The organism is Mycobacterium sp. E2733 (genome assembly GCF_001667585.1).
Classification (GTDB): Bacteria; Actinomycetota; Actinomycetes; order Mycobacteriales; family Mycobacteriaceae; genus Mycobacterium.
This window is the reverse complement of the sequence record NZ_LZJZ01000055.1, coordinates 35,222-47,400: the sequence shown is the minus strand read 5'-3', so window position 1 is coordinate 47,400 and position 12,179 is coordinate 35,222. Positions and strand designations below refer to the sequence as shown.

At 66.8% G+C, this 12,179-nt stretch carries 13 protein-coding genes, 1 tRNA gene and 1 pseudogene; 4 read left to right on the top strand and 11 right to left on the bottom strand.

Going from position 1 to position 12,179, the window contains the following annotated elements:
• Positions 1–231 (bottom strand): annotated as a pseudogene (locus A5678_RS27870) (hypothetical protein); the annotation flags it as partial.
• Between the two features lie 233 nt (positions 232–464).
• Here A5678_RS27870 and A5678_RS10720 point away from each other — a divergent pair.
• Entirely contained in the window at positions 465–854 is a 390-nt protein-coding gene (locus tag A5678_RS10720) for a heme-binding protein (protein ID WP_068041884.1), read from the top strand.
• A 55-nt stretch (positions 855–909) separates the two neighbouring features.
• Complete coding sequence (locus tag A5678_RS27865) at positions 910–1,215, top strand: hypothetical protein (protein WP_082945493.1); 306 nt, start codon at positions 910–912, stop codon at positions 1,213–1,215.
• A gap of 20 nt (positions 1,216–1,235) precedes the next feature.
• On the opposite strand, the gene A5678_RS10715 is transcribed toward A5678_RS27865, so the two are convergent.
• Positions 1,236–2,144 (bottom strand): YgcG family protein, encoded by a 909-nt coding sequence (locus A5678_RS10715; protein WP_068041879.1) that lies wholly within the window; start codon positions 2,142–2,144, stop codon positions 1,236–1,238.
• 113 nt (positions 2,145–2,257) lie between these two features.
• Here A5678_RS10715 and A5678_RS10710 point away from each other — a divergent pair.
• Positions 2,258–2,328 (top strand) — tRNA-Cys (locus A5678_RS10710).
• Between the two features lie 74 nt (positions 2,329–2,402).
• Here A5678_RS10710 and A5678_RS10705 read toward each other — a convergent pair.
• From A5678_RS10705 to A5678_RS10665, 9 genes are all read right to left on the bottom strand, one after another.
• Positions 2,403–2,789, bottom strand: coding sequence for a YchJ family protein (locus tag A5678_RS10705; RefSeq protein ID WP_068041876.1), 387 nt, complete (start codon positions 2,787–2,789; stop codon positions 2,403–2,405).
• A 20-nt stretch (positions 2,790–2,809) separates the two neighbouring features.
• Entirely contained in the window at positions 2,810–3,550 is a 741-nt protein-coding gene (locus A5678_RS10700) for a hypothetical protein (protein ID WP_068041873.1), read from the bottom strand.
• Positions 3,547–4,473, bottom strand: a complete 927-nt coding sequence (locus A5678_RS10695) for a hypothetical protein (protein WP_068041870.1) — start codon at positions 4,471–4,473, stop codon at positions 3,547–3,549. Before A5678_RS10695 ends, A5678_RS10700 begins: the two co-directional genes overlap by 4 nt.
• Entirely contained in the window at positions 4,470–5,447 is a 978-nt protein-coding gene (locus A5678_RS10690) for a hypothetical protein (RefSeq protein WP_068041867.1), read from the bottom strand. The genes A5678_RS10695 and A5678_RS10690 overlap by 4 nt, the downstream gene beginning before the upstream one ends.
• Positions 5,438–5,911, bottom strand: a complete 474-nt coding sequence (locus A5678_RS10685) for a hypothetical protein (protein WP_068041864.1) — start codon at positions 5,909–5,911, stop codon at positions 5,438–5,440. The genes A5678_RS10690 and A5678_RS10685 overlap by 10 nt, the downstream gene beginning before the upstream one ends.
• Positions 5,901–6,767, bottom strand: a complete 867-nt coding sequence (locus A5678_RS10680) for a DUF58 domain-containing protein (protein WP_068041861.1) — start codon at positions 6,765–6,767, stop codon at positions 5,901–5,903. The genes A5678_RS10685 and A5678_RS10680 overlap by 11 nt, the downstream gene beginning before the upstream one ends.
• A gap of 18 nt (positions 6,768–6,785) precedes the next feature.
• The gene (locus A5678_RS10675; protein WP_068041858.1) at positions 6,786–7,787 is read right to left on the bottom strand and encodes a MoxR family ATPase; all 1,002 of its coding nucleotides are present in this window, start codon (positions 7,785–7,787) and stop codon (positions 6,786–6,788) included.
• 123 nt (positions 7,788–7,910) lie between these two features.
• Entirely contained in the window at positions 7,911–9,044 is a 1,134-nt protein-coding gene (locus tag A5678_RS10670; RefSeq protein ID WP_068041855.1) for a BTAD domain-containing putative transcriptional regulator, read from the bottom strand.
• A 64-nt stretch (positions 9,045–9,108) separates the two neighbouring features.
• The gene (locus tag A5678_RS10665; RefSeq protein ID WP_068041852.1) at positions 9,109–10,521 is read right to left on the bottom strand and encodes a serine/threonine-protein kinase; all 1,413 of its coding nucleotides are present in this window, start codon (positions 10,519–10,521) and stop codon (positions 9,109–9,111) included.
• 198 nt (positions 10,522–10,719) lie between these two features.
• On the opposite strand from A5678_RS10665, the gene A5678_RS10660 reads away from it, so the two are divergent.
• Positions 10,720–11,943, top strand: a complete 1,224-nt coding sequence (locus tag A5678_RS10660) for a hypothetical protein (RefSeq protein WP_156746851.1) — start codon at positions 10,720–10,722, stop codon at positions 11,941–11,943.
• Positions 11,944–12,179 lie beyond the last annotated feature (236 nt).

Sequence of the window (12,179 nt, the reverse complement as noted above, 5' to 3'; positions counted from 1 at the left end):
GACTCCGCCACCGGATGGGATACCGAGCCCCGTGGTCGATCCCGCCAGCTGTTCAACGGTCCGCGCCAGCCGCGCCCCACCCGGCCGGTCCGCCCGGACCCCCGATACCCGGGCTACGGCCTCCAATTCCCGCGGGACCGCCAGCCGTGCCCGTCCCGCATATCCCGGTGCCCGGCATACCCGGTGTTCCTGGTCTTTAGCGTGCGAGTCAGCGAGCACAACAGGCGACACCTCGTATCCTCCTTTACTGCAATGAAATTCGGAGCTCTTTCGCCACGGGTTCTACGCCATGCGCCGCTGCCGCCAATCTGGGCGCACAGCCGCACCGGGGCGGACGACATCGCCATTGCGTAGTGACGGTTGGCCGTTGTAATAGTGACTTTCGGCCCGAGTAACGAAACTCGTCGGTGTCCAGAGTTAACACCACGCCAATTGCAGGTACTTGCCGCATAAAGGAGCCAGTCATGTTCTTCGCAGATCTGATCCCGCGTCGCCTACTGGTCGGCGCAATAGGCGCTGGCGCGGTTACCGGCACGCTTCTATGTGCTAGCGCGGCGACCGCCGCGGCTGATCCGTCGGCGCGCCCCCCCGGCTGCACAGCAGCGGACGTGGCCGGCGTCGCGTCTGGTGTCGCGGCGGCGCTCTCCGGCTACCTGTTCACTCATCCGGACCTGAACGAGTTCTACACCGGCCTCCAGGATCGTCCCAAAGACCAGATCCGCGACGACGTGGAGCAGTACTTCAACGCCAACCCGCAGGAGCAAGCCGATCTTGAGAACATCCGCCAGCCCATGGCTGACATCAGGCAGCGTTGCCAGTGGACACCGCTGCTGGGGCAGGGCGCGACCCCTTGAGCGATCAAAAACCAACACGCCAAAACTTGCCACCGGTCAAAGTGAGGAGAGCCCGATGAACGGGTGGGTGCGGTCTCGGACTGCAGGGGCCATAGCGGTGCTGGCCCTTACCGCGATTCCTGAGATGTATGCCGTCGTACAGCCTTCCGGTGTGGCCAACGCCGACGTCTGCGCCAGCGTCGGCAGGCGTGTCTCCGTGAGCGGGTGCACCAACGTAGCCGATACGATCAACGCCAATGTCCCACCACCGGACGCGTATGCACCGCTACCACAAGACTTTCCGCCCCCACCGCCTCCACCGCCCCCGGTGAATGTCTGCGTCGGAGCCGGCCGGCGAGTTCATGTCAGCGGATGCTTCTGAAACGGCGGCTGCTACACCGTTTACCGCTTAGACGCCGTGCCTCGACCTCGTCGCGTGCGGTGTTCCGCTAGCACGTCAGCATTCGCCAACGTCTGTGCCTGAGCGGCCAAGGTCGATGCCCTGTTGGCGTGGGCGATTGCTTCGGCGCCGTTTGTTGCTTGCTTCCCGCGCGCCGCCGCCAAATGCCGCTTCGCTTCCTCGACCCTGGACTGGGCCTCGGCGCCGACGCTCTCGCGATGCCTGGCGACGTAGTCGGAGATCTGGCGCAATCTTCCCTCCGCGGTGGACAACGCCTGTCCCAACGAATGGTCACCCCCTTCAATCTGCCCGTCGCCAGGGCCTACCCGCCGGCGGCGGCGCGCGCGGTAGAGCATGAAAACCACCACGACGATCACCGCGAGGATGACGACGCCGATCGCGATCGGCAACCAGATCGGCTTTCCGGGCTTTGACGGGGCTGCTGTCGATTTGTTCAATCCGTCAGCCGCGGCGACCGCAGCGCCGCTCCAGTCTTTAGCGGCCAGCGCTGGTTCAATTTGCTTGCTTCGCAAGCTGATCAACTCGGCCGCTGCGAGGCCCCGTATCTGCGGCGGTACCGCGAACGCGTACAGCTTGGTGTTGGTGGCGACGGCCAGCAGCGCATCATGCTCGCCCATTTCGGTCGCGCTGCGCGTCCGGTCGGCCCAGTTGTCGGGTTTGAACCTGGAGAAGTTGTCGACGTAGACCACCCACAGTTGGATGTGCCGGTCGCGGTAAAGCCGGTCGATTGCGGAGCTGACCGCCGCCCGACCCGAATCCGTCAACACCCCGGTGCTGTCAGTGATGTGATCCGTGAGCTTGGACGGCGGTTGCGCGCCGGCGGGGGCTGCCGACAGCAGCCCCACCGTGAGGATTGTCAGAATCACACCGACCAGGCGAACAACCCGCATACGGGTAATTTAGCCGTCATTCGCGGAAAGGCGGGCAAGTGCCGCTGGCCGAAATGATCGGGCCGAGGAAAACGCTAGGCCATAGGGGCTTGCGCTGGCATGGTGGCGTTCGTGCGGGTGTGGCTGAGTGGCTAGGCAGCGGCCTGCAAAGCCGTATACACGGGTTCGAGTCCCGTCACTCGCTCTGAGAATGCCAAATCAACAGACGAGGTTGGCCACCGCCTGCGATCAGGGCAGGGCATGCGGAGCAACGAGCAACTACGTATCGTCCGCGACGGCGTCGAGGTAGAACCATCGCCCGGCGCGGCGCTCGAAGCGGCTGCGCTCGTGCAGGCTGCCGAAGCGGCCCCCGGACTCGAAGCGGGCCGTGAATTCCACCTCGCCATAGTCGTCATCCGGACCCCCTGCGACGGTGTCAATCACGTTCAGGCCAATCCAGGTGGTGCCGTCGCCGACGGTCACGACGGCCGGGCGTGTGCGCGGGTGCCACGTGCGGTACAGGTAATCAGCGTCACCGCAGGCGAACGCCGAATACCGCGATCGCATCAATTCCTCGGCCGACCGGGCCTGCGACTCGCCATGGTGGAAAGGCCCGCAGCAGGCGCGATAGCTTTTGTCACTGCCGCACGGGCACGGTCCGTCCATGTCAAGAGCCTGACAGACCGTTACGGTGACTCCGCCAGCGGCGCAGCACCCGCCGCGTCCTGCAGTAGCTGCTGCAACTTGTCGAGCGGGTCGCCACCCGCGGGATCAAGCCGGCGTGGTGGGATCTCCCGGCCGTCGGGTGCGACGGCGGCTACGGGCGGTGGTGGTGGTGCCGCTGGTGGTGGGGGCGGTGGCGGTGGCGGCGTCGCGGGCGGCGGAGCGTTGAGCGCAGTTCGTTTGGCGGCCAACCGGTTCGCGGCGTCGTTGCGGATGGCCCGCCGCTGGGGGTCCGGGTCACCGTTGCCGAGAAAACAGGATTGCGGTGCGTCGTCTACGACGGCCAGCGCGCTCGCATAACGTTCCTCAGCGCGCACCCGCTCCCCTGCCGCCGCGGCCCGGTCGCCCTGGGTCTCGCGGATCAGTTCGAGGTTGACCCGCACCGGACAGGAGCGGTCGGCGTCGGTGCTGGCAAGCGCGGCGGAGAACTGGTTGTCGGCATCGCCGAGTCGGCCGTCAAGCACGGCGGCGGCGCCCGCAGCGAACGGTGCCTTTGCGGGTTGCACCAGATTGGCCACGCCGAGGATCGCCGCCTCGGCCCGCACACCGTTCCCGTCGCGGTTCGCGAAGTCATCGGCCGCCGAATCGCCCACCACCACAACGGAAAACAGCTTGACGGCAACCAGTAGTGCGGCGACAGTGACCGGCGCCGAGTAGACCAGCAATCGTTTTCGCAGCCGCAGCCGTGCCGGCTTGGAAGTCACGATGTCAGATCCCGCCGGGCGACGCGGCCGCGCCGAAATTCGCGGACCGAAAGGTAGATCTCGGCGAGCAGCAGCCCCGCGGCGAGCAGCGCGGGCAGCCAGTACAGCTCGATTCGGTCGCTGGCCTCCGCCCGAATATCCGACGTGTCGGGCAGGTCTGGCCGGAACGGCTGCCCGGGATCCCGATGCACGTATGGCACATCGAGTTGTGCTGCGATCCTATGTAATCCGATCTCGTTGATCGCGTCGCTGCGACCGTAACCCAGCACCGCTCCACCTGCCACCGCGCTCTGCGTGAGGTTGAAGTCGCCCTGCGGCGCGCGCGAACCGGGCGCACCGGAGCCGAAATACAGCACCACGTTTCGCGAACCTGGATACTGCTGCGTCGCCTGGATTAGCTGGTATCGCAGTACGTTATCCGCCGCGCCTACGTTCACGTTGGCGGCGCCTGCGTTTGGGGAGCCGAGCGCGGCGACGGTCGGCTGCAAGCTCCAGACATCCTCGGAGAGCGGCCAGTCCAGCGAGGCCCGGGAGGCGAATCCGATGAGCGCGTACCGTGCCGCCGGGTACTGCTTGGTCACCGCGCCGATGTCGTCGCGCATCCCCGCGATCCGCGGTTCGCGGGCGCCGTAGTCCTCGACGCCTGAGTCGGCCGACCGATCGACGACGAGGAACACGTTGAGGTTCTCGCCAGCCGTTCGCGTTGCGCCACGGCTGTCTTCGTCATCGCGAAGTCCCGGGCGGGTGGTCGCGGCGACGAGCAGCAGCACCGCGAAAGTCACGCCGGTCCACCGCAGCGCCGCTCGGCCGCGCCGGCGCCCCGCCGATAGGAGCACCTGGCGCAGCGCCACCAGTCGCGCCAGGAGTAGCGCGCCTGCGACGACCGCGAAGATCGCCCAGGGCAGCAGGGGATGGAACGTCATCGGCGTAACACCAAGAGCGCCACCGACAGCACGGTCGCCGACAGCAACGCGATTACCAGCGGTACTACCGGATCATCCCGGACGTCCGCGGTTACGACGGTGCCGTCGGCCAGGCGCGGGGGTGGGGCGTGTGCGCGAATTTCGTTGATTGCCTCTATCACCGATCCCCGTCCGGGTGCGAGGTACCGGCCGCCGGTCCGCTGGGCGAGGGTGACCAGCGAGGCGCTGGCCGGCGAGGGGGCCGTGTCGATGACATTGAGTTGCGTTCCGGCGTGCTCGGCCACGTCCCGCACACCGGCATCGCTGAACAATGCGGCACGCGAGTCCCCCGCGGCACGCAGATCCGAGGGTCCGAGATAGATCACCGACCGCCGATGCGTGCCGCCCTTCTCGATCGGCGGGAATCCCGACATACAGAGCGCCAGGACGTCGTTCACGCTCGCCGCGTAGTCCGTATAGGGCACCGCCGGGGCGAACGCGGCCTGCTGCGCCGCATGAGCGCCCGCGTACTCGCCGAATCGCGCCACAGCGTACTGATGGTCACGTGTCAGGGGCACCAACCGGCGGTTGACCGAGGTCAAGCCGATGCGTTGACGCGGAGGAGATGCGCCGGCCTGCCGCGCGAAGTAGTCGAGCAGTTCAGCCGTCGCCGCATCGGTCACCGGCTGCCCGACACACAGCATGATGTCCTCGGGGTGAGCGGCGTCGAAATCGTTGCTGGGCACGGCTGGGCGGGCCGCCGCCCACGAGGCGGCGCCGAACATGACCGTCAGCACCACCAGGGTGACAATCGTTGACAGTGATCGCAGCCGGGCGACCTTCGCGTACTCGGGCAATCGGGTCAGCCGTGCGACGTTGGCCAGCGGGCGCAGCCGCCGGCGGGCGGCCGTCATGGGCAGCCATGCCGCCAGCGCCACAACCGCGAGGAGGCAGGCCGCTCCGATGGCCGCTACCGGCCACCACTTCAGGTCCACGAGCGGATCAACTCCTGTGCCCCGGCGCTCACGTCGGCGACGTCGACGTGCGCCTCGGCGTTGAACTGCGCGTCACCGAGCCGAGTCAGCAGCGGCTCGGCCGCTGCCAGGTTGGCGTCGGCCATGGCCCCGACGTGTAGGTACTGCGCCCGCACCCCGGTCGCTTGATGCAGAAAGCTGCGTACGGTCCGGCTGATCGCCGCGCACGCCGCCGGAGCCGACACCCTCCCGGCTTCGTGTTCGTTGGCGATGCCCTGCACGGAGCGGGCGAACCGGTCGCGGATCAGCCAGGTGTGCGTTCGCCGCAGAATGGGGATGCGCCGTAGCTGGTGCGACGGGAGAGTCCAGACGAAAACCGTTGCATGCCAGATTATTACCGCGCCAACCAACAACACGGCCAACCCCAGCCACCACGACGAGTACGGTTGCGGACCGGAGACGTAGCGCAGCAGGTCATCCGGCACGGGCGGCCACCTCGGTCAGTCGAACGAGTTCGCGCCGAATGTGGTCGCTGCCGGCGATGGTCGCGTGGGGAATCGCGTGACCAGTCAGGAACGCGTCGAGGCGGTCGCGACGGCACTGCTCGGCGCGGCGGTAAGCGGTGACGACGCGCGAGCCGAGGTCGGCCCCGTTCAAGACGAAGCGACCGGTGGCGACGTCGTACCCGTCGGTGTCGTCGGGGCCCACCGCGGGCATGTCCGACACCATCGCCCAGACGATGTCGTGGCGGCCGCTCAGTCTGGCGAGCACTGCCCCGAGTCTGTCATCGACCTCCGGTTCGTCGGACACCACGATGATCAACATGGTGTGTCGGTAATGCGTTGCCACATAGTCCAGTTGGGTGGTGATGTCGCTACGGCCGGGGTTGGTCGTGGTGTGCTGGTACCAGCGGTGCATTAGTCCCTCGATGTGCGACTCGCCGCGCCGCTGCGGGATGTTCACACTGCCGCGGCGGTCGCCGTAGACCATGCCGATCTGATCCGATCGCCGTAGGCCGATCAACCCCACCGCGCCCATGATGTGCGCGGCGACGTCGCGTTTGCCCTCCCCGCTCGGGGCGAGCGCCGACATGTTGCGGCCAGCGTCGGCGACGAGCAAGATCTTGTGGTGCTTTTCGGAGACGAAACGCTTGATGAGCACGCTGCCGGAACGCGCAGAGGCCTTCCACTCGATGTCTCGGACGTCGTCGCCCGGCACGTAGGGGCGTAGGTCGTCGAATTCCATGCTGCGCGTATGCAATAGCGCATAGCGGCCGCCTTCGAGCAGGCCGCGGGTGTCGGTGCCGAAGTGCGCCTTGGCGCGGTTCAGGTGCTTACCCAAGGTGGCCTTCTGCCAATCTCAGGGGACCCTGACGACCCGCAGCGCGGCGTCGATCACAACCTCGGGGGTGATATCGGCGCTGGCCGCTTCGAATCCGAGGATGAGCCGGTGCCGCAGCACCCGATGCGCGAGCTTCGCGATGTCCTCGGGCAGCACGTGCGTCCGCCCGGACAGCACCGCCTTCGCGCGGGCCGCCTTGCAGAACGCGATCGTGGCGCGTGGGCTGGCGCCGTATTCGACCAAGCGCGCGATCTGCTTGGGCAATGCCCGCGCGGGGTGACGGGTCACATCGACCAGCTGCCCGGCATAGAGCATCAGCGCGCGATCCATGCGGACATGGCGCACCACCTCCTGCACCCGCAGCACGTCATCGCGGCTGACCACCGCCGGGGCGGCCCGCCCCTTGTCGTAGACGCCGGCATCGATGCGCGACATCACTTCCACCTCCTCCTGCGGCGAGGGGTAGCGCACGATCTCCTTGAGCAGGAAGCGATCGGTCTGCGCCTCGGATAGCGGATACGTGCCTTCCTGGTCGACGGGGTTCTGGGTGGCGATCACCAGAAAAGGGTCCGCGAGGGGGTGCACCTGCCCGGCGATCGTGGTCTGCCGCTCCTCCATCGCCTCGAGCATCGCGCTCTGTGTCTTCGCGCTGGACCGGTTGATCTCGTCGAGCAGCACGATGTTGGCGTGCACCGGCCCTAGTTGAGTGACGAAGGAGTTGGTCGCCGAGTCATAGATCTGCGTGCCGATGATGTCGCTGGGCAGCAGGTCGGGCGTGCACTGGATGCGTTGAAAGCGGCCATGAATCGACTCGGCGAGCACCTTGGCTGCGGTGGTCTTGGCCAGGCCCGGCACACTTTCGAGCAGGATGTGTCCGCCCGCGAGCAGGCCGATGAGCAGCGACTCACGTAGGTCGCGTTGCCCGACGATCTTGGCCGCGAACGCATCGGAGATGGCGTCGACGATCCCCCGGACGCCGTCGATGTCGCGCTGACCCGGTTGTGTCGGTGCTGTAGTCATACGCCCGGGGGATACCCCGACGCCGGTTTTCCACACTTCGATGCGCCTGGTTACAAGCTGGTCGTCCGTTAACCCACGGTGTGACCGTGGTGTCGACGCTTTAGTTCTGCTGCTCGAGCGTCTTCAGCTCGCACCGATTTCGAACGTGAATTCATGGCCGCAGATTCGAATGCGGTCACCATCGGCCAGCGTCGCACTGGTGCGAACCCGCTGGTCCGCCACATCGACCCCATTGGCCGACTGGAGATCGGTGATGACAAAGCTGTTCCCGGTGTCGACGATCACCGCGTGGAAGCGGCTAACCGTGTCGTCGCCCAGGACGATGTCATTCTCGGCGAGGCGCCCGATCCTGGTGGCTGCTCCTCGGAGCGGGAAAAGACTTCCGGCGGCGTCGCGCAGATAGGCAACGGCGGACTCACGGGGCTGTCCGCGACGCCACTGGAGTGTGCTGGCGGCGCGCTTGGCGGTTGCGCGGGCCGCGTGCTTGACGTCCAGCGGCTCTTGGCTCAGGACCTTATGGTGAAGACTCCGCAACGCAGGCCCAGGGTCGATGCCCAGATCTTCGGCGAGCACAGTCTTGAGTCGACCGTATGCGTCGAGTGCGTCGTATTGGCGGTCCGCTAGGTAGTAGCCGGTTATCAACTGCGCCCACAACGGTTCTCGGTAGGGGTGCTCGGCCACCAGCGCTTCCAGTTCTCCGATTATGGAATGAGTTCGCCCACAGGCTAATTCGGATTCGGCGCGAACGGTCAGGGTCACCAACTTGTCCTCCGCCAGTGCAGCGGCGAAGGCATCGACGAACTCAAAGTCGCGGAGGTCTTCGAGCACCGGGCCGCGCCACTCGGCCAGCGCTGCCGATAGGTGCCCGCTGGCCTGTTCGAACCTGCCTGCGGCAGCGGCCTCAATTCCCGCTTTCCGTGCGATGGCGAATCGGCCGACGTCGCAGGCCTCGTCGGGGACGTTGAGCCGATACCCCGGCTGTGCGCTGGCCAGAACGGTGGCGGCATCCACGCCGGCACTACTCACCAGCCGGCGGAGTCTGGACACGTGCGCGTGCAAGCTCCCCCGGGCCTCGGGCGGTGGACGCTCTCGCCACGCCGCGTCGATCAGCGAGTCAATCGAGACTATGCGATTTCGGTTGATCAACAGAGTGGCCAGCACCGCCCGCTGCTTTGCCGGCCCCAACCGCAGGTCGGTGCCGTCAGCACTCAGCTGCAACGGTCCCAACACCCCAAACCGGAGAGCGTTCTGGGCCATCCCCGTAGCAATCCCTTCGCCTCGGCGGTGCTTCACACCCGTTGCCGGCTGCCGCCCGCGCCCGTTACCACAGGTACACGCGCGCGCTGCTGCCCCCGACACAGGTGATCCAGCTTTCCGCGGGGTGCTGCTGACAATGCATGAGGAAATTCGAACCGGTGCACAGCGCACCGGGGACGGTCTTGCAGTCAACGGCGCCAGGCGCCGATACGGCGCGCGGTAGCGGGCTGGCGTTGCCGTATTCAGCCCAATACGACGTCAGCACGCTGTTGGCGAAAAGGCATGAGGTCTCGGGAGTCCCACGTCCGCCGTGGGTGCCGAAGCCGTTGTCCGTCGACAACGAGAAGCCTTGATCGCAGGACTGATGCAGGCTACTCAAGTCGGGTCCAGTGATCAGTGGGGGTTGGACAGCGCGCACGGGCGGAGCATGCTGTTGCTCAGTCGGCCGATGGGCGACAAGGCCGACCACCACTCCGATGGCCGCGACAACCAGAGCCGTCGAGACCCCGATCAAGCTCGGCAGCACCCATCTCCGCCGGCGTTCGCCTGAACGGCGATCACCAGGTTCTCCGGCGGTGAGGTGGTCCGTCGGGCCGGCGGGGGGCACAGCGACGGCTGTGTACGGTCGCGTGCCCTCCCCATCGGTCGACGAGCGTCCCAATGCGCGCTGCGCCGCACGGGCAAGGCCGCCCGCCGTCGCGTACCGATCGTCGGGCTGTTTGGCCATGCCGCGGGCGACGACTTCGTCGAGCGCCGCGGGAACGCGCCGATTCGCCGCGCTCGGCCGTGGTGGCGGCAAGGCGATGTGGGCCGCCACCAGATGCTCAAGACTGTCACCGGCGAACGGGGCATCTCCGGTTAGCGACTCGTACAACACGCAAGCCAGCGAGTAGACGTCGACAGCGGGTGTGCTCGCCTTGTCGTTAAACCGTTCGGGCGCCATGTAATTCAACGTCCCGATCTGAGTGCCGACCGTCGTCAGCCGGGGGTCAGTTATAGCCTGTGCAATTCCGAAGTCGACCAGATACACGAAATCCGCAGGCGTGACGAGGATGTTCTGCGGCTTGACGTCGCGATGGATCAACCCCTCGGCGTGTGCCGCATCCAGCGCGTCGGCGACCTGACTGATGATGGCTACCGCCCGTGCGGGCGCCAGCGGTCCTTCCGCAATGAGGTCAAGAAGCGTCTGTCCCTGCACCAGGCGCATGTCGATGTAGAGACTTCCGTCGATCTCACCCCAGTCGTGGATCGGGATGACGTGCGGTTCTTGCAGCATCGCCGCCGCCTGGGACTCTCGCTGGAACCTGGTCCGGAAGGTGGTGTTAGCTGAAAACTCTTCGGCAAGCACCTTGAGCGCAACGGTTCGCTTCTTGCCGGTGTCGTAGGCCTCGTACACCACTCCGCCGCCGCCCTTGCCGATCCGGCGCGTGATGTCGTACTTGCCGAACCTCGTACCGACGCGCGCGTCCACCGCCATCCGCCTCGATTCCTCGGGTACCGACGCAGTATCTCCCCCGTCGGCCCAGCGATGCACATGTTTGCCGAAAGCCATCCCGACGGAGTCGGCAACCGGCACAAGATGCGCAAGAAACGCGCAAGGCACCGGCCGCAAGCTTTGCGCGACCGGCCACCGCAGCCCGGCGTAACCACGGACTGTTTGCCAAAGGAAACGAAGATGACCACAACGTCACGTCACCAGCTTCGGCGCACCGGGCTGGTACGGAGAATGAAGCCGACGACGCTCGCGCTGATCGCGATTGCGACGGCCGCGGCAACCAGCACCGTCGCGCCAACGGCACACGCCGAGCCCGAGGCCATGGCTGGCCACGGGGTCGAGGCCCCGCTCGGAGCCGTCCCCTGGTCGCAGGTCGGACCGGGCTGGCTGCTCGCGATATGGAGCCCCGCTCCCGGCTTGCGCCCCGGGGAGAAACCGCCCGCTGGCTCCCCAACGTGGCAGACGGCCGCCACGACGCTGTACCTCGTCGACCCCGCGGGCGGCCGCTACCCGGTTACCACCTTCCCGCCGCCCGGCAACGGTGACAGCCCGAGGTTGGAGGACTGGTCTGGCGACGGGACCCGCGCCCTGTTCTCCGCAACGGAGCAGGGCCGAACGGTCGTCACCGAGGTCGACCTGCGCACCGGCACGAAGACCACCTTCACCGCCGAGAACGGCGGCTTTCCTCGCTACACACGCCCCGACGGCAAGGCGGTACTGCTGCAAAGGAGGACGGCCGCGGCACAAGGGGCGTCGCTCGAACGAGTCGACCTGGCGGGTAACCACCAGCTGACCTACCCGGTGGCGGAGGACTTCACGTGGTATCTGTCCACTGCGGATGGCACGCGGCTGGTGCTGGGCACGCACTCCGGCCTGGCGCTCATGGGCAACGACGGGGTCCCCGGCCAAACGCTGACGATCGCCGGGCAAGGGGACTGCACACCCCTGCGGTGGTGGGACACGGGCTCGACGATCGCGCTCGCCCGCTGTGGTAACTCCGCCACGTCTCAGCTGTGGCTGGTGCCGATCGACGGTGGAACACCGACCCCTCTCACCGCGCCGAACGACGGGCACGAGGGCCCCGATTACGGCGACCTGAACGCATGGCAGCTGCCGGCGGGGACGTTCGTGCAGGCCACGGGCGCATGCGGCGTCGTCTACCTCGCCAAGCTCAACGGCGACGGGACGACATCCCCCGTGTCGGTGCCGGATGTGAAGAGCGGCAGCGTCGTCGTGATCGGCGTCAACGGGGGTCATCTCGACCTGAAAGCCAGGGCCGGATGCGGGGGCGGCAAGGCACTCATCGACTACAACCCCGCGACCGGCACCTCAACCGTGCTGCTGGGACCGCCGGTCAACGGCGGCGGCGTTGTCAATGCGGTGCCGTACCCCGGTCAGCGCTAGTCAGGAACGATTAATATGGCCACAACTACACGCCGCCAACAACTTACGAGGCTCATTCTTATTACGACGGCGACCATCACGGCAGCGATCTCGCTCGGCGCATGCTTGACCAGCGGGCCCAACGACGGGCCGATCACGACGACCGTCGGCCAGCCGAGCCGTTGCACCCGCTTAGTTTGACGGACTGCTCTGTGATGCCGTCAATTCCCAATGGGTGACCGGGGTTTGCCAGCCAC